This is a genomic window from Rhodobacter sp. (assembly GCA_020637515.1).
Taxonomy (GTDB): Bacteria; Pseudomonadota; Alphaproteobacteria; order Rhodobacterales; family Rhodobacteraceae; genus Pararhodobacter.
The window spans coordinates 2,331,130-2,347,427 of sequence record JACKKG010000001.1; the positions used below are offsets into that span (position 1 = coordinate 2,331,130).

The 16,298-nt window shown below is 67.9% G+C and carries 15 protein-coding genes; 8 read left to right on the plus strand and 7 right to left on the minus strand.

The window, feature by feature from the left end; all coding sequences use genetic code 11:
• Positions 1-35: 35 nt before the first annotated feature.
• The 4 genes from H6900_11470 to H6900_11485 all read right to left on the minus strand — a co-directional run bounded on the left by H6900_11470 (position 36) and on the right by H6900_11485 (position 5,771).
• Complete coding sequence (locus H6900_11470; protein MCC0073895.1) at positions 36-1,847, minus strand: hypothetical protein; 1,812 nt, start codon at positions 1,845-1,847, stop codon at positions 36-38.
• 35 nt (positions 1,848-1,882) lie between these two features.
• Positions 1,883-2,962 (minus strand): phosphoenolpyruvate synthase, encoded by a 1,080-nt coding sequence (locus H6900_11475; GenBank protein ID MCC0073896.1) that lies wholly within the window; start codon positions 2,960-2,962, stop codon positions 1,883-1,885.
• On the minus strand, positions 2,959-4,209 hold the full coding sequence (locus H6900_11480) for a cytochrome P450 (protein ID MCC0073897.1): 1,251 nt from the start codon (positions 4,207-4,209) through the stop codon (positions 2,959-2,961). The genes H6900_11475 and H6900_11480 overlap by 4 nt, the downstream gene beginning before the upstream one ends.
• Before the next feature lie 62 nt (positions 4,210-4,271).
• A complete protein-coding gene (locus tag H6900_11485) occupies positions 4,272-5,771 on the minus strand; it encodes a response regulator (protein ID MCC0073898.1) in 1,500 nt (499 codons plus the stop codon).
• Between the two features lie 223 nt (positions 5,772-5,994).
• Between H6900_11485 and H6900_11490 the strand changes: the two genes are divergently transcribed.
• The 7 genes from H6900_11490 to H6900_11520 all read left to right on the plus strand — a co-directional run bounded on the left by H6900_11490 (position 5,995) and on the right by H6900_11520 (position 12,965).
• Positions 5,995-7,641, plus strand: coding sequence for a GMC family oxidoreductase N-terminal domain-containing protein (locus H6900_11490; protein MCC0073899.1), 1,647 nt, complete (start codon positions 5,995-5,997; stop codon positions 7,639-7,641).
• Positions 7,642-7,783: 142 nt separating this feature from the next.
• Positions 7,784-9,037 carry an ABC transporter substrate-binding protein gene (locus tag H6900_11495; GenBank protein ID MCC0073900.1) on the plus strand — a complete coding sequence of 418 codons (1,254 nt, stop codon included), beginning with the start codon at positions 7,784-7,786 and terminating at the stop codon, positions 9,035-9,037.
• Positions 9,038-9,096: 59 nt separating this feature from the next.
• On the plus strand, positions 9,097-10,053 hold the full coding sequence (locus H6900_11500) for a branched-chain amino acid ABC transporter permease (protein MCC0073901.1): 957 nt from the start codon (positions 9,097-9,099) through the stop codon (positions 10,051-10,053).
• A gap of 1 nt (position 10,054) precedes the next feature.
• Positions 10,055-11,047 carry a branched-chain amino acid ABC transporter permease gene (locus H6900_11505; GenBank protein ID MCC0073902.1) on the plus strand — a complete coding sequence of 331 codons (993 nt, stop codon included), beginning with the start codon at positions 10,055-10,057 and terminating at the stop codon, positions 11,045-11,047.
• Entirely contained in the window at positions 11,040-11,753 is a 714-nt protein-coding gene (locus H6900_11510) for an ABC transporter ATP-binding protein (protein MCC0073903.1), read from the plus strand. The genes H6900_11505 and H6900_11510 overlap by 8 nt, the downstream gene beginning before the upstream one ends.
• Before the next feature lie 2 nt (positions 11,754-11,755).
• A complete protein-coding gene (locus H6900_11515; GenBank protein ID MCC0073904.1) occupies positions 11,756-12,460 on the plus strand; it encodes an ATP-binding cassette domain-containing protein in 705 nt (234 codons plus the stop codon).
• A gap of 79 nt (positions 12,461-12,539) precedes the next feature.
• A complete protein-coding gene (locus H6900_11520; GenBank protein MCC0073905.1) occupies positions 12,540-12,965 on the plus strand; it encodes a hypothetical protein in 426 nt (141 codons plus the stop codon).
• 18 nt (positions 12,966-12,983) lie between these two features.
• Here H6900_11520 and H6900_11525 read toward each other — a convergent pair whose 3' ends face one another.
• Entirely contained in the window at positions 12,984-13,388 is a 405-nt protein-coding gene (locus tag H6900_11525) for a YccF domain-containing protein (protein ID MCC0073906.1), read from the minus strand.
• 82 nt (positions 13,389-13,470) lie between these two features.
• Here H6900_11525 and H6900_11530 point away from each other — a divergent pair, with 82 nt between their 5' ends.
• A complete protein-coding gene (locus H6900_11530) occupies positions 13,471-15,297 on the plus strand; it encodes an ATP-binding cassette domain-containing protein (GenBank protein MCC0073907.1) in 1,827 nt (608 codons plus the stop codon).
• On the opposite strand, the gene H6900_11535 is transcribed toward H6900_11530, so the two are convergent.
• A complete protein-coding gene (locus tag H6900_11535; GenBank protein MCC0073908.1) occupies positions 15,288-15,890 on the minus strand; it encodes a DedA family protein in 603 nt (200 codons plus the stop codon). The two genes, H6900_11530 and H6900_11535, sit on opposite strands and share 10 nt — an antisense overlap.
• Positions 15,883-16,224 (minus strand): hypothetical protein, encoded by a 342-nt coding sequence (locus H6900_11540; protein MCC0073909.1) that lies wholly within the window; start codon positions 16,222-16,224, stop codon positions 15,883-15,885. The genes H6900_11535 and H6900_11540 overlap by 8 nt, the downstream gene beginning before the upstream one ends.
• Positions 16,225-16,298: the final 74 nt, after the last annotated feature.

Below are 16,298 nucleotides of genomic sequence, written 5' to 3' on the forward strand. Positions count from 1 at the left end.
ATGGGTGAGGGGGCCGCCCGGCCCCCTCGGGTGGCTCAATCCAGGATGGTCACGGTGCCGGCATTGCCGTCCACGCGCAGGCGCATTCCGGTCTTGATGCGCGAACTGGCGTTGCCGGTGCCGGTGACGGCGGGCAGGCCGTATTCGCGGCAGACAATGGCGGCGTGGCTCATCATGCCGCCGATGTCGGTGACGGCGGCGCCGATCTTGCCGAACACCGGCGCCCAGGACGGCGCGGTGACGGGGGTGACCAGGATTTCGCCCTTCTGCAACTCGCCCAGCTGGTCGGGCGAACGCAGCACCCGCGCCACGCCTTCGACGATGCCCGGCGATCCGGCCATGCCCTTCAGCGCGGTGTCATCGTCCGAGGCGTGCACCCAGCGGTCGATGGCGTCCGAGGTGATGCCCCACAGCATGATGGTGAAAGGCTCGGTGATGACCTCGGGCGGGTTGTTCAGCGCGGGCAGGGGCGATTCCGCGGCCAGGGCCTCGTAGATCTTGCGCCGGCGCGCGATCTCGGTCGGCCAGACGGCGGTGCCGCGATAGGGCACGCCGATGGCCCAGCCGGCCGAATAGTCCCACAAGACGTCGCGCACCTCGTTGCGGTTCAGGAAGAACATGTCGTCGTCGTTCTCCCAGAAGCCCTGGTCCTTCAACAGCTTGGACAGCTGGCGCATCTTGCGCCAGAAGACCCCCAGCGCCCAGTGTTCGATGTAGAAGTTATGGTCTTCCACATAGGGGAACACGGTGCGGGCCAGGCCCAGCTTTCCGTCGAATACGGCCTGCGCCTCGTCGTCCATCATCTCGCGATATTCGGCGGTGATGCGGTCACGTTCGGCCAGCAGCTTGGCGGTCGGGCGCATGATCTCCTCGCCGTCCTGCACGCGCTGGATGTAATCCTTCAGATAACCCATCGGGATGTCCAGATGGTCGATCCAGTACTTGTCGGTCGAATAGAACCCGTTGCCCGAGGTGAAGTTGAACCACGGATCCTTTGCGGCCTCCCACTGGGCGATCCAGGCCTTGCCCTCGGCCGTCATCGCCAGTTCCGCCAGGACCGCGTCCACGCTGCCCTGCGCAAACGCCCCCGCCAGGCCCTTTTCGACCGCCAGCTTGGCCAGTTTCTTGATTTCGTCGTCGGGGCGGAACAGTTCGCTGTCCACGCCCTGCACCATCTTGGCGATCGCCTGGTCGGGGATCGAGGGGAACTGCCCCTTCATGAAGCCGAAAAAGTCCAGATAGGCGGCGTAGCCCAGGTTCAGGAACTCGAAATGGTGCTGCCAGATCTTGTAGGCCAGTTCGATCGCCTTGTCGTATTGGTCGAACAACTGGTTGGTGCTGTCCAGGCCCACCCCCTCGGTGACGACCTCGATCGGCTCGACCTCGGGCAGCGCGGTGAAGTCGAGCGCGTCGAGCGCGCGGATCTTGTCCAGGACCTTGACCTTCCATTTGGCGTAGAGGTCGTCCCAGTTCATGAAATAGTGGCCGGCGCGCTGCATGAACTGCGGCACGCGGTCCTCGATCTTCTCGGCGGCGACGGCAACCGGCGAGAAATAGACATAGCCGTTGAGGATGCGGTAATCGACGCCGTTCGCCGGCGGCACCAGCAGGTGGCGGGTGTTGTACTGGCCCAGCCCCTTGATCGCAAAGTCCAGCATCACGGTGTCGAACGGGCGGAACGGCGTCGGCCAGTGCTGCGAGTTGCAGAACCAGAAGGTTGCGTCATCCTGCGCGCGCCGCTGCGGCAGAAAATGCGTGTAGTAGGGATACAGCTCTTGCCATCCCTCGGCGCCCTTTGGGGTCGCAACCTCAAAGGCGCTCGGGAACATGCTCTTCATGGCGTCCATTCCAATTCCTCCCAGAGAATGGCCAGTGGTTCTTTTCAGGCTTTTTTCTTTGCACCCAACGGGTTGTTCAGGGTGTTGACGATCCCCATCATGCCCGTCGCATAGGCGTTGGCGGCCGGGGCCTTCTTTTTCTGCGACCAGATCGTTTCCGGGCGCGATTGCAGCGCCAGCAGGTTCTGGCCGTCCGGCAGATCGGCATCGATCGCCCATTCGACATCCTGCGGGCAGCCGTTCTGCCGTTCCAGCCGCTTGGCCAGTTGCGCCACCGCGATCACCTGCGCATCGGTCAGGCAGGGGCTGGTGCGGCGCGCCGCCTCGACTTCGCGCTCGACGGTCTCGCCGCGTTCGGCGTCGCCCACCAGTTCGACATGCTTGTCGCTGATCTTGCGGTCGATGATCTCCATCAGCACCTTTTCGACGCTGAAGTTGTCGGGCGTGACGACGCCGGATACGACCATCTCGCCCAGTCCCCAACTGGCGTCGATGACGATCCGCGTGCGGTCGCCCGTGCCCGGGTCCAGCGTCATCGCGACCCCGGCGGCGCGGGCGTTGACCATCTTCTGCACGCCGACGCTCATGTTCACCTCGGCATGGGGGATCTTGTTCTTCTCGCGGTAGGCGACGGCGCGGGTTGCGAACAGCGACGCCCAGCAGTCGCGGACCTTTTCCACCACGGCGTCGGGGCCCTTGACCCAGAGATAGGTGTCCTGCTGCCCCGCGAACGAGGCGTCCGGCAGATCCTCGGCCGTGGCGGACGACCGCACCGCGACGGGCGTGTCCTCGCCCATGCTGGCATAGGCGGTGCGGATCGCGGCTTCCACGGCCTCGGGCATGCGGTGGCTGCGCATCCGGATGCGGATCGCCTGCGCGGCCCGGTCGAGACTGTCGAGATCCTCGACATCGACCCGGTCCAGGTGGCGCGCGATCTCGGCCCTGAGATTGGTCCCGTCCAGCATCGCCAGATAGCCGTCGGTGGTCACCGCAAAGCCCGGTGGCACCGCGACGCCCGCCTGCGTCATTTCGCCGAGCGAGGCGCATTTGCCACCGACCCGCGCCAGGTCGCCCTTGCCGATATCGGTGAAGGCGAGGGTAAACACTCCGTCGGTCTGGATCATGCGCCGGCACCCGTTTGCACCATGACCGAGGTCGGAACCCGGAAGGTGATGTTGCGGTGATAGGTCGGGCGGAAACCCGGGGCGAGGGTCAGGTCGGGGAACCGTTCGGCCAGTTGCCGCAACAGGATCGCGGCCTCCATCTTGGCCAGCTGGAAGCCAAGGCAATAGTGGATGCCGTAGCCGAAGCTGAGATGCGTGCGCGCGTTGTCGCGCAGGATGTCCAGCGTGTCGCCCTTGGGGAACTGGGCGTCGTCGCGGTTGGCCGATCCGGTGATCATCAGCACGTCGGCGCCGGCGGGCAGGGTGACGCCGCCGACCACGGTCTCGGTGCGGGCCTTGCGCCGCCAACCCACGACCGAGGGCATGAACCGCAGCATTTCCTCGACCGCGTTGGGGATCTTGCCGGGGTCGGCCTTGATCGCCTCCCAGGCGTCGCGGTTGTCCATCATCGCCAACACATAGTTGCCCATGAAGGTCGAGGTCGTCTCATGCCCGGCGAACAGCGTGGAATAGAGGACGCCGGCGATTTCCTCGTCGGTGATCTCGGCGCCTTCCGATTGCAGCCGCAACAGGTCCGAGGGGAAATCGTCGCCCGGTTCGGCGCGGCGCATGTCCAACAGGTCGTGGATGTATTTCCAATAGGCGACCATGTCATGCGCGACCGGGATCTGTTCGGCGTCGGACAGGTCGGACCAGGTCATCCGGCCCCGGCTCATGCCGTATTGCTTGATCTTGGGCACGTCGGCGTCGGGAATGCCCATCAGCGTGAACAGCACATGCGCCGGCACGGGGTAGGCGACGATTTCCCAGAAATTGACAGGGCCGCCGTCCTTGCCCGCCGCCTCGAGCCGGTCCAGATGGGCGGTCACGATCTGTTCGATCCGCGGTTCGATCGATTTGAAGCGGCGCGGACCAAAGCAGGACTGCGCGATCTTGCGGATCCGCGTGTGATCGGGGGGAACGCGGGCGGTCAGGCCGGAATAGGCGGTGAAGCCCCCCTCGGTCAGGATCCGGCGGCCTTCCTCGCACATCGGGCGCATCGGCTTTTGCGCGTTTTCCGAGCTGAAGGTCTTCCAGTCATCGAAGATCGCCTTGATGTCGTCATAGCGCGACACGACCCAGTAGCCGGTCGGTTCGTGAAAGAAGATCGGCTCTTGCGCGCGGAACTCGGCCCAGCGGGCCTGAGGCGTGTTCAGATCGAACGGGTCATACCCGTCCGACGGCATGACGCCGGCGGTGGCTTGCATTTCGATATCCTCCCATTCTCGCGGGTCGTGGCGCCATCGAGGCGGCGACGCGAGCATGAGAATCAGCGTAGGACCAGTTCTTTGGTTTTTCGTTGGCTCGGGGACAGGCGATCGAGCGAGCGGCACAGTTCGTCATAAACCGACCGGATTTCAACGCCTTCCTTGCTTTCGCCCAGTTCCGACAGGGCGGTGCGATACTGCCGATATTGGCGATGCATGGCGTCGGTGCGGCCCATGGCGTGAAAGACGCGCATCGCCTCGGCATTGGCGGCCTCGCTGGTGGGGTCGATGGCCACGGCGCGCAGGGCCCATTTCAGCGCCTCGCCGTGGCGCCGATAGCGGCGCAGCAGCTTGGACAGGTCGAAATGCAGCCGCATCGCCATTTCGCGCAGCCAGGTGCGGCGGGGCATGATCCAGTCCTCGGTCTCGGTCGCCAGGTATTCGCGCGGCAGGTCCTCGAACAGGTCGCCGGCATAAAGCCGCTCGGCCTCGAAATAGACCGAGAGCGCCAGATCCTCCTGGCCGTGCCGCGCCAGCGACAGGCCCCTTCGGCAAAGCTGTTCAAAGGTGGTGACGTCGATCAGGCTGCCCCGGGGCACGTTCAGGCGGTAATAGTCGCCGTTCCGCAGCACCGCCTCCTGGCTGCCCAGCGCCTTGCGCAGCATGGCCACGGTGTGGTGCAGGCGGGACCGCTTGGTCTTTTCCGATCCCGAATCCTGCCACAACAATTCGCCGATCTGGTCGGCATGGGCGCCTTTCTCGCCGGCGTTCAGCAGATAGGCAAACAGGGTTCTGGTTTTCTTGGGGGCGCCGCCTTCGGTGCGCCAGTCCACCTCGTGGTGGCCCTCGACATGAACGCGCAACCGGCCCAGACAGTGAATTTGCCAGCGTGCATGGGTTCCCGCCGCGCCCAGGGGCGCGCGATCCTGATCCAGCCAGTGCGGCGAGGCGCCGCGCGCCGCGGCCTTGTCGAAGGTGCGGAAAAAGGTCTGGCCGGCGAAATCGGGCACGACGCGACCCAGCATGAAGCCCAACTGCTCGTCCAGGGTCGAGGCCGTCAGCAGTTCGCGCGGCATCCAGTAGGGGTTTTCATAAAGCCCCGAGGGGGCGATGAACTGTTGGTGGGCCCTGAGCGCGGCCTGAAGCTGTTCCTCGATCAAGCGATCCTGATTGTAGATTGACACCACCGGAAGGCCGATCTCGACCGAGACCTGCTCGGCCACCATGCCCCAGGTCTCGATCGCGGCGACGCCCATCATCGCGGTCAGGCCCCAGGACATGTCGATCAGGATCGCGTCCAGCCCCGCCAGGGTCGAAATCTGCGCCCGCGCGCGCTGAAACGCTTCGGCCGGTTCGACCGGCAGGGCCTCGAGGCCCAGCGTTGCAAAGCGGCAGCGCCGGTCGGGCGGGACCTGCGGCAGCAGCCTGTCGTCGTCGGTAATCAGGAAGGGCGCGTCCAGATAGGCCGCGAGCGAGCCGGTCAGAAAATCGGTGTCGGTATAGTGGCAGAACAGCGCCGCGTTGATCTCGTGCGGGGCAAACGAATCAGGTGAATCGGTCATGGCTTTTCGGAAACCCCAGTGTTTGCGGGATATTACTTGATTTGTGCAGCGATGCCAAAGGGAAACCAAAGTTACCCGGCCTAGCGTTGCCAGGACGCCCGATCCGGCGCGGGCGAGGGGGGATCCGGACGCCAGCGTGGCGCCTGTCCGCAATGGCGGCGGGACGCCCGGGGCCCGGAACGGACGCGCCGGCCAAAGGCGCTGAGGGAGGCACGACACACCCATGGGTGCAACGGGGGACTACGATTACGTCATTGTCGGCGCGGGATCGTCGGGGGCGGTGCTGGCGCATCGGCTGAGCGCCGATTCCGACCGCCGTGTCTGCCTGATCGAGTCCGGCCCGACCGATCGCTCGCCCCTGATCCGGGTGCCCCTGGGGGTGATGGTGCTGGCCAAGGACAGGCGCCACAACTGGCTTTATACCTCGGCGCCGCAGGCGGGCCTGAACGGGCGCACCGTGTCGATCCCGCGCGGCAAGGTGCTGGGGGGATCGTCGGCGATCAACGGCATGATCTATATCCGCGGCCATCGCGCGGATTACGACGGCTGGGCCGAACTCGGCTGCACGGGGTGGGATTACGAGTCGATCCTGCCCTATTTCCGCCGCTCCGAGGCGAACGCGGACCCGGCCCGTTCCGACACCTGGCACGGGCGCGAGGGGCCGCTGTGGGTGTCGAACCTGCAAGATGCTTCGCCCGTCGATCGCGACTTCATGGCGGCGGCGGGCGAATTGCAGGTCCGTGAATGCGCCGATTTCAACGCGGCCGAGCCCGAGGGCGTCGGCATCTACCAGGTGACGCAAAAGGACGGCAAGCGGCATTCCACGGCCGAGGCCTTCCTGAACCCGATCCGCGGGCGCCGCAATCTGGACATCGTGACCGGCGCCGACGTCGAAAGCATCGAACTGCACGAGGGCCGCGCGGTGGCGGTTCGGGCCCGGCGCGCGGACGGCAGCGCGTTTCGGGTTGCCTGCACCGGCGAGATCGTGCTGTCGGCGGGCGCCATCGGGTCGCCCGACCTGTTGCTGCGCTCAGGCATCGGCCCGGCGGCCGAGATCGCCGCCTGGGGCGGCGTCCCGCGCGTGGACCTGCCCGGCGTCGGGCGCAACCTGCAAGACCATGTGGACTGCATGGTGATCTGCCGTTCGCGCTCGCGCCGGCCTTACGGGATTTCGCTGCCGGCGCTGCCGCGCCGTGCGCTGGACCTGCTGAACTGGGTGACGCGCCATCGCGGCATGTTGTCGTCCAACATGGTCGAGGCGGGCGGGTTCGTTCGTTCCAGCCCTGCCGAGGACCGCCCGGACATCCAGTTTCACATCATTCCGGGGCTGAAAAGCCATCGCGGGCGGATGGTGGAATGGGGGCACGGCGTGTCGCTGCACACCTGCGTCCTGCGCCCGGAAAGCCGGGGCTCGGTGACGCGCAATGCACCGACCGGGCGCCCGGTGGTCGATCTGGGCCTGTTGCGCGACGACGCCGACCTGGATCGCCTGGCGCGCGGCGTCGCCCTGGCACGCGAGATCCTGCGCCAGGGCCCGATGGCGCGGCACGGCCTGACCGAGGTTGTCCCCGGCGCGGCGGTGACCACCGAGGCGGAGCTGCGCGACTACATCCGCGCCCAGGCCCGCACCGTCTATCACCCCGTCGGCACCTGCGCGATGGGGGTCGGCCCCGACGCCGTGGTGGACCCCGAGCTGCGGGTCCGGGGCGTCGCGGGGCTGCGGGTGGTCGATGCGTCGATCATGCCGCGCATCGTCTCGGGCAACACGAACGCGCCGGCGATCATGATCGCGGAAAAGGCCTCGGACATGATCCGCGCCGCCCGCCGCGAGGGCAGGGCGCGCGCGCCTGCGGTCGCGGCGGCGCATTAGGCTGGTGCGGCGGCGCACCGGCACAATGGCTTTACCCCGTGGCGGCATCGCGCCGGGGTCAAGAAACGGCGGCAGGGAATGGGAGGCCCCGCCGCTATCGCAAGCAACCGTCCCGAAGCACGTCCCACAGAGGAGGAGAGACATGCGATACGGAAAGACCCTGAGGATGGCCGCGGCCGTCCTGTTGGCGTCGCTGGGCACCCAGGCCATGGCCGACGTGTCCTGCGGCCTGAACAACGGCCAGGCCGCGACCGGCGCGCCGATCATCGTCGGCGGCATCTACGGCGACGCGGCCCCCGGCGACTGGTCGTCCTCGACCGATTCGGCGGCGGCCTATTTCCGCTGCGTGAACGCCAATGGCGGGATCAACGGCCGCCCGATCGACTACCGTGTGGAAAACGACCAGTGGAACCCCGAGGCCGCCGCCCAGGCCGCCGCGCTGCTGGTGAACGACACGCCCACCGTGGCGATGGTCGGCAACGGCTCGTTCATCGAGATGGCGGTCAACGCCAACACCTATGAGCAGGCGGGCATCATGGTCATGGCCTCGGCCTGCGCCATTTCGGAATGCTTCGAGACCCCGAACATCGTGTCCACGAACCAGGGCCCGCTGCCGTCCAACCTGGGCGCGGCGCAATACGCGCAAGAGGAGCTGGGTGCCCAGCACATCGCCTGCATCGGGCTGAACATCCCCGACAACGGCGTCTGGTCGTGCCAGGCGGTGCAGGACTTCATGCGCTCGCGCGGCGGCGATGCGACCGCGGTGCTCATCAACCCGGGCGCGCCGGACGTGAACTCGGCCCTGCTCGAGGCGATGGCTTCGGGCGCGGACACGATCCTCATCAACCAGCCCGCGGGCATCGCGCTGGCGATCCTTTCCGCGGCCGAGGAGCAGGACCTGCGCGACCAATACAACTGGATCGCCCCGACCCCGCTTTATGACCTGTCGGTCCCGGCGGCGGTGGGCGAATACTGGTGGGGCCACATCTATGTCAACGCCGAACTGGCGCCGTTGCAGGTGAACGGCCCCGACGCGCAGAACTGGGCCGCGGTGCTGGATCAATACGGCCGCGCTGACGATCCGCGCGACACCTTCGGGCAGGCGGGCTATCTGTCGGCGCGCTTCTTCGTGCAGGCGATGTTGCAGATGGACCCGGCGCAACTGGACGACCGCGCGGCGGTGGGTGCGGCGATCCGGGGGATCTCGGGGTATACGTCGGACCTGATGTGCGGGCCCTACTATGTGGGCGACGCCGATTTCCACATGCCCAACCATGCCGGCTACATGGTGAAGATCGTCGAGGGCGGTTTCGAGATCGTGCGCGACTGCTACGAATACGACAGCCCCTATTTCGCGCCGCATATCGCGCTGGAAACCGCGCTCGGCCTGCGCTGAGCGTCTCGTCCCGCCGCCCGGACCGGCGGCGGGGTTTCTTTCTGTCGAGCGGGGACACCATGGCGCTTGCACGCTACAAGAACTGGCTGCTCTGGGCCGTGCTGATGGCGGTCGTCATCGGGTGGTTCGGATGGGGCGGGCGACCGCAGATGGTCGGCCTGTTCGTGGCCTCGGGGCTGGCCGTCGGCTCGCTCTATGCGCTGGGGGGCATCGGCATCGTCGTGCTCTATCGCGCCACAGGGGTTCTGAATTTCGCCGGCGGCGCGGCGGGCGCCGCCGGCGCCATGACCGCCTGGCAACTGAGCGAATGGGGCCTGTGGGACCCGATCGGCTGGCTGGCGTGCCTGGCCGTCGCGCTGGCGATCACGCTGGTCTACGGCCGCCTCATCGCGCCGCGCCTTGCGTGGCGCGAAACGGTGGTCAAGGCGGTGGCGACGCTGGGGTTCGCGCTGATCGTGCTGGGCCTGGTCAGCTTTCTGTGGATCGACGATCCCCGCGCGATCACCCTGCCCACCGACGGCATCGGCGTGCGCATCCTGGGGATGCGGATCACCGCGACGCGGCTGATCGTCTTCGCCGCCTCGATCCTGATCGTTTTCGGCATCTGGCTGTTCCTGGCGCGCACCCGCGTCGGCCTGCAGATGCGCGCGCTTGCCAACGACCGCGACCTGGCCGCGCTGATGGGCATTCCGATCCTGCGGGTGGAGACCATCGCCTGGGGGATCTCGGGTGTGCTGGCGGGCTTTACCGGGCTGATGTTCGCCGACCTGATCCGGCTGGAGCCGACGGTCATCACCTTCATGGTGATCCCCTCGATCGCCGCGGCGATCTGTGGCCGGCTGGAGAACCTGACCGTGGTGCTGCTGGGCGGTCTGTCGATGGGCGTGATCGAGAACATGCTCACCCTGTCGCCCGTGCTGCGCGGCGTGCGCCCGATCGCGCCCTTCGTCATCGCCGCGCTGGTGCTGCTCTATTACCAACGCGGCCAGCGGCTGACCTTTGGCGGGAGGGACTGAGATGAAGCGCCTGTTCCATGTGACCCCGTCGGGCTGGGCCGGGTTCGCCCTGGCGGCTTTTGCGATCGTGGTGCTGCCAGGCCTGTCCAGCAGCTATTGGCTGTCGGTCTTCACCTCGGCCGGGTGCTTTCTGCTGGCCATCTCGGGGGTGGCCTTTCTTTACGCGCGGCTGGGCATGGTGTCGCTGACGCAGGTCGGGTTGATGGGCGTGGGCGGCTGGGTCGCGCTGCGCCTGAACCACGCCTTCGACTTTCCGTTCGAGGTGAACCTGGCGCTGGCGGCCCTGTCCACCATGGTGTTCGGCTGGGTGCTGGCGCTGCCCGCGCTCAGGATGCGCGGCCTTTACCTGGCGCTGGTCACGCTGATGGCGGCGGGCGGGTTGGAAATCCTGTTCGCGACCTTTCAGTTTCCCAACGGCGGCGAGGGGTTCTGGGGCGTCAAGACCGGGTCGAGCGATCCGTTCCGCCGCCCGTTCCTGGCGCAATCGGCCGAGGATTACCTGCGCTATGTCCTGATCTGCGCGGTGCTGGGCTTTCTCTTCATCGAACTGCACCGCCGCCTGCAACCGGGCCGCGCCTGGGCGCTGATCCGCCGGTCCGAGGCCGCGGCGATGGCTGCCGGCGTCAATGTCACGCTCTACAAGACCTGGGCCTTTGGCATCACCGGCTTGCTGGGCGGCGCCGCGGGGGCGCTGCTGGCGGGCTCGCTGGGACTGCTGGACGACGGCACCTTTCGGGCCTCGGAAAGCGTGATGATCTTTGCCCTGGCCGTGGTGGGCGGCGCGCGCTCCTGGCAGGGCGCGCTGATCGCCGCGATCCTCTACAAGGTGCTGCCGGCGTTGCTGAACATCTGGGGGGTGGATGCCGATCTGTCCTTTGTCATCTTCGGCGCCGGGTTGCTTCACGCCGTCATCACCGCGCCCGACGGGCTGGCCGGGCAGGCGCTGGGTGGGCTGAAGGCGCTGCTGCGCGGAAAGGACCGCCGCGATGCTTGAGATCCGCAACGTCACCGTCCGTTTTGGCGGAGTCATCGCGCTGAACGACGTGTCGGCCGATTTCGGCTGCGCGGTCAGCGGCATCATCGGTCCCAACGGCGCCGGCAAGACGACCCTCATGAACGTGCTGTCGGGTTTTGTCGGCACCGTCAGCGGCAGCGCCACGCGCGACGGGCAGGACCTGTTGCGCCTGGCGCCGCACCGGCGGGCGCATTGGGGTCTGCGGCGCAGCTTCCAGAAAGAGGAAATCGCCGACGACCTGACCGTCCATGAGAACGTGCTGGTGCAGATCGACCATTCGCGCACCCCTGCGGGCCACAAGCGGGCCGAGGTGGAATCGATGCTGGCGCTGGTCGGCATGGCAGAGCGGGCGGACAAGCTGGGCGCCGATCTGTCCGGCTTCGAACGGCGTCTGACCGATGTCGCGAAATGCCTGGTCGGCCAGCCGCGCGTGGTGATGTTCGACGAGCCGGCCGGCGGCATGTCGGTGGACGAGACGCGCCAACTGGGCGTGCTGATCCGTCGTATCCACGGCGCGACCGGGGCACAGGTGCTGGTGATCGACCATGACGTGGACCTGATCCGCGAGGTCTGCGAGGAAACTCTGGTGCTGGATTTCGGCCGTCGCATCGCCTTTGGCCCGACCGACGCCGTGCTGAACGATCCCAGGGTCAAGGCGGCCTATCTGGGCACCGAGGAGGTCTGACGATGGCATTGGTCGTAAAGGACCTGACGGTGGCGCGGGGCGGGCAGATCGCGGTCGCGGGCGTCTCGCTCAGCATTGCGCCGGGGCAGGTGACCGCGGTTCTGGGCGCGAATGGCGCCGGGAAATCGGAACTGGTGCTGGGCCTCGCCGGGATGCTGCCGCTCAGCGCCGGCAGCATCGAGGCCGACGGCGTCGCGCTGGCCGGGCGGGGCCCCGACACGATCCGCCGCGCCGGTGTCGCCGCCGTGCCCGAGGGGCACCGCGTGCTGACCCGGCTGTCGGTGGACGACAACCTGCGCGCGGCGGGTTCAATCCTGCCCGACGGTGTCGCGCAGACGCTGGCCGACACCTATGCGCTGTTTCCCGAACTGGCCGAACGCAAGACCCAGCTGGCCGGCACCATGTCGGGCGGGCAGCAGCAGATGCTGGCGCTGGGGCACGCGATGATGGCGCGCCCGCGGTATCTGCTGATCGACGAGATGTCGTTGGGTCTGGCGCCCCTGGTGGTCAAGCGCCTGATGGGCTTCGTCGAAGGGTTGAAGGCGCGCGGCGTCGGCATCCTGTTGATCGAGCAGTTCACCGACCTCGCGCTTGGCGTCTCGGAAGAGGCGGTGGTGCTGCGGTCGGGCAAGGTGCGGTTCGCCGGGCCGGCGGCGCGGCTGCGCGACGACAAGACCGCGTTGAACGCGGCCTATTTCGGCACCTGACGCCGGAAAGGGCGCGCCTCGCAACGGGTTGTTAACGGGTGCGGCGCAGACTGGGGCGCGGATCATCCGGGAAACGCCCATGCGCCTTGTCGCCCTTTTGCTGTTCCTTGCCGCGCCCGCCTGGGCCCGCGACCCCTGCGCCGACCATTTCCGCGCCGGCCTGGCCGCCTATCGTCAGGCCGATTCCGGGATCGCCGAAACGCAGACCGCGCTTTACGCGGGTCTCGGCTGGGTGACGCGCGCCGCGGTCTTTGCAAGGCTCGAGGATCGCTCGCCGCGCACCAGCGCCTGCCAGGAACTGGACCACGAGCGCGACGCGCTGGCACGCATCGGCACCGCCCTGACCGCGGCGCGCCAGCAATTCGTCCTGGCAGCCGCGTTCTGCCCCGGTGAAAACCGCCGCCGCGCGCAGGCAAACCTCGACGCGCTGGGGGACAGCGACACGGCTTGGCGCGATCTCACGGAGTATCTGCTGTCCTTTCGCGACCGTTGCGACAGTGGCTAGGGCGCCGACGCGGCCGGGTCAGCGCGGCGTCAGCGTGCGGCCCACCGGCCACAGCGCAAAGCCCGCAAGTTTCAGGTGCGCCCAGGCAAAGGGCAGGCCGATCACGGTGATCGCGTTCAGCGCCGCCGCCACCAGATGCCCCAGCGCCAGCCACCACCCCGCCAGCACCAGCCACAACAGGTTGCCGATCGTCCCCAGCGCGCCAGTGCCGATGTCCGGTCCACTGACCTCGGCCCGGTCGCGGGCCTGCATGCCAAAGGGCATCAGCGAATAGCCGGCCATCACGACCGCCGAACGGGCCCAGGGCAGGCCGACGATGCTGACCGCCATCAGCAGGGCCGCGAACAGCCAGCCTGCGGCCATCCAGGCGCCGCCCAGCAGGATCCAAAGGACGTTCAGGAGCAAGGTCATGGCAGCCTCCATATGTTACGGTCCCTTACATGGGACGTCGCGGCGCCAACTCAATACCCTTGACCCCGCAAAGGCGCCGCGATAGCCCGCCCGCATGGCACCCGCACCCCTTTTGCAACTCACCGGCATCGCGCTGACCTACGGCGGCAACCCCTTGTTCCGGGACCTCGATCTGGTGATCCAGCCCGGGGACCGCCTGGCGCTGGTCGGGCGCAACGGATCGGGCAAGTCCACGCTGATGAAGATCATGGCGGGTCTGGTGCAGGCCGATGGCGGCAGCCGCATCCTGACCCCCGGCACCACCGTCGGCTACATGGAGCAGGAGCCCGACTTTGCCGGCTACGCCACGCTGGGCGATTACGCGATGGGGCGGCTTGACCCGGCCGAGGCGTATCGGGTCGAGATCGCCGCCGAGGGGCTGGGCTTCGACCCGGCGGTCGCGGTCGAGACCGCCTCGGGCGGCGAACGGCGCCGCGCGGCGCTGGCCCGATTGCTGGCCGAGGCGCCGGAACTCATGCTTCTGGACGAGCCGACCAACCACCTGGACATCCAGGCGATCCAGTGGCTCGAGGGACGCCTGCGCGAGACGCGCGCGGGGTTCGTCCTGATCAGCCACGACCGCGCCTTTCTGAACGCGCTCAGCCGTGCGATGCTGTGGGTGGACCGCGGCCAGGCCCGGCGCCTGGACCAATCCTTTGCCGCGTTCGAGGATTGGCGCGACAAGACCTGGGCCGACGAGGACGAGGCCCGCCACAAGCTGGATCGCAAGATCAAGCACGAGGCGAAATGGGCCGTCGAGGGCATCAGCGCCCGCCGCAAGCGCAACATGGGCCGGGTGCGTGCCTTGCAGGCGCTGAAATCCGAGCGCGCCTCGCAGATCCGACGCCAGGGCACGGCGGCGCTCGCGCTCGACGCCGGCCCGCAATCCGGCAAACTGGTGGCCGAGGCCGACAGGATCACCAAAAGCTTCGACGGCGTGGCGATCGTGAAGGATTTCAGCCTGAAGGTGCTGCGCGGCGACCGGGTGGCGCTTGTCGGGCCGAACGGCGCCGGCAAGACGACGGTGCTGAAACTGCTGACCGGCGCGATGGCCCCCGATTCCGGGCTGGTCCGGCTGGGCACCAATCTGGACATGGCCGTCTTCGATCAAGCGCGCGCGCAACTGAACCCCGACGCCAGCCTGTGGGAAAACCTGACCGGCGACCCGACCATGCGCGTCAGCGGGCAGGCCGACCAGGTCATGGTGCGCGGCCAGCCCAAGCATGTTGTCGGCTATCTCAAGGACTTCCTGTTCGACGAACAGCAGGCCCGCGCGCCGGTGCGCAGCCTCTCGGGGGGGGAACGCGCGCGGCTGCTGTTGGCGCGGATCATGGCGCGGGATTCGAACCTGCTGGTGCTGGACGAACCGACGAACGATCTGGACGTCGAGACGCTGGACCTGTTGCAGGACCTGCTGGGCGAATACCCGGGCACGGTTCTTCTGGTCAGCCACGACCGCGATTTCATCGACCGGGTGGCGACGACCACGCTGGTGTTCGAGGGGCAGGGCCGGGTGACGGCCTATGCCGGCGGCTGGACGGACATGCTGGCACAACGCGGTGCCGGGGTGCCGGCGAAGCCGGGCACAAAGCCGGCCGCCGCCGCCGCCCCTTTGGCCAAGCCCGCGCCCCGGGCCGAGCCTGCACCGAAACCCTCGGGCCTGAGTTTCACCGAGAAGAAGCGGCTCGATTCCCTGCCGTCCGAGATCGCCCGCCTCGAGGCCGAGATCGCCAAGCTGTCGGATCTTCTGTCCGACGCCGACCTCTATACCCGCGAGCCGGTCAAGGCCGCCAAGGCCGCCGACATGCTGGAGCAGCGCCAGACCGCCCTGTCCCGGGCCGAGGAGGAATGGCTGGATCTGGCCGAGCGCGATCAGGGTTGAGCGGGCGCGCGCCGCCGGTGGCGCCACAGCAGCCAACCCAGCCCGCCCGTCACCGCAAGCGACGCCAGGAACCCCGAGGCGTTGCCGAGCAGTTCGGCGATCTGTTCGATCTGCCCGCCGGCCAGATAGCCCAGCCCGACATAGACCGTGACCCAGACGACCTCGCCGGCGATGCCCATCGCGGTAAAGGTCGCCCAGGTCATCCCCGCGCCCCCTGCCAGCAGGTTGACATAGGGCCCCAGCACGCTGAACAGCCAACGACTGAAGAACACCGCCACCGCGCCCCGGTTCTGCACCTGGACCCGCGCGCGGCTCAGGACGGCGGCGCGCGTCTGGTTGCGCATCAGCCAGCGTTCGGCCCGCAGATAGCTGAGCCGCCCCAGGCCGTAGCCGGTCTGATCGCCCAGCACCGCGCCGATCAGCGCCGCGCCGGCGGCGGGCACCAGCGCCAGGTCGCCCGAGGCCGCGAAAGCCCCCGAGGCGAGCATCATCATCGACGACGGCACCGGGATCGCCAGGCAGGACAGGAAGGTCACCACTGCCAGCAGGGTGACGCCCCAGTCCCCGACCTGCGCCAGCATCCAGTCAGTCATGGGACGGGTCCGCGCGCCATGTCGCAATGGCCGAGTCCAGAGCCTCGATCAGTTGGGGCAGGGGGATGTGGTGGTCCTGCGCGATCAGGTCCAGGTTGCGGCGCGCGGTGTCCTCGGGGCCAAGGCCGGCCGCCTCGCGCAGCACCTCGCGCGGGACATCCCAGGACCGCGCCACATAGCCGAGCGGCATCCAGCCTTCGATCTGCTGGTCGCGGTGGGTGGGATCGTTCCAGTAAAAGACACCCATCACGAACCGCGCGCCGAAGAACAGCGTGAGCGCCAGCGCGACGACGAAGGCGCCACGCAGAAACCAGCGGGTCAGGGTTTTCAGCATCGGGGCTCCGGCCAGGCGCGGGGGGACAGGCTGCGGGGAACAGCTTAGCGGCCCAACCCGTCGGGGCAAGGGGT

Bases quoted from the DNA above. Each gene is read 5' to 3' on its own strand.
- H6900_11470 (MCC0073895.1), bottom strand. From the start codon at position 1,847: ATGGACGCCATGAAGAGCATGTTCCCGAGCGCCTTTGAGGTTGCGACC.
- H6900_11520 (MCC0073905.1), top strand. From the start codon at position 12,540: ATGCGCCTTGTCGCCCTTTTGCTGTTCCTTGCCGCGCCCGCCTGGGCC.
- H6900_11495 (MCC0073900.1), top strand. From the start codon at position 7,784: ATGCGATACGGAAAGACCCTGAGGATGGCCGCGGCCGTCCTGTTGGCG.
- H6900_11530 (MCC0073907.1), top strand. From the start codon at position 13,471: ATGGCACCCGCACCCCTTTTGCAACTCACCGGCATCGCGCTGACCTAC.
- H6900_11490 (MCC0073899.1), top strand. From the start codon at position 5,995: ATGGGTGCAACGGGGGACTACGATTACGTCATTGTCGGCGCGGGATCG.
- H6900_11525 (MCC0073906.1), bottom strand. From the start codon at position 13,388: ATGGAGGCTGCCATGACCTTGCTCCTGAACGTCCTTTGGATCCTGCTG.
- H6900_11510 (MCC0073903.1), top strand. From the start codon at position 11,040: ATGCTTGAGATCCGCAACGTCACCGTCCGTTTTGGCGGAGTCATCGCG.
- H6900_11540 (MCC0073909.1), bottom strand. From the start codon at position 16,224: ATGCTGAAAACCCTGACCCGCTGGTTTCTGCGTGGCGCCTTCGTCGTC.
- H6900_11475 (MCC0073896.1), bottom strand. From the start codon at position 2,962: ATGATCCAGACCGACGGAGTGTTTACCCTCGCCTTCACCGATATCGGC.
- H6900_11535 (MCC0073908.1), bottom strand. From the start codon at position 15,890: ATGACTGACTGGATGCTGGCGCAGGTCGGGGACTGGGGCGTCACCCTG.
- H6900_11485 (MCC0073898.1), bottom strand. From the start codon at position 5,771: ATGACCGATTCACCTGATTCGTTTGCCCCGCACGAGATCAACGCGGCG.
- H6900_11515 (MCC0073904.1), top strand. From the start codon at position 11,756: ATGGCATTGGTCGTAAAGGACCTGACGGTGGCGCGGGGCGGGCAGATC.
- H6900_11500 (MCC0073901.1), top strand. From the start codon at position 9,097: ATGGCGCTTGCACGCTACAAGAACTGGCTGCTCTGGGCCGTGCTGATG.
- H6900_11480 (MCC0073897.1), bottom strand. From the start codon at position 4,209: ATGCAAGCCACCGCCGGCGTCATGCCGTCGGACGGGTATGACCCGTTC.
- H6900_11505 (MCC0073902.1), top strand. From the start codon at position 10,055: ATGAAGCGCCTGTTCCATGTGACCCCGTCGGGCTGGGCCGGGTTCGCC.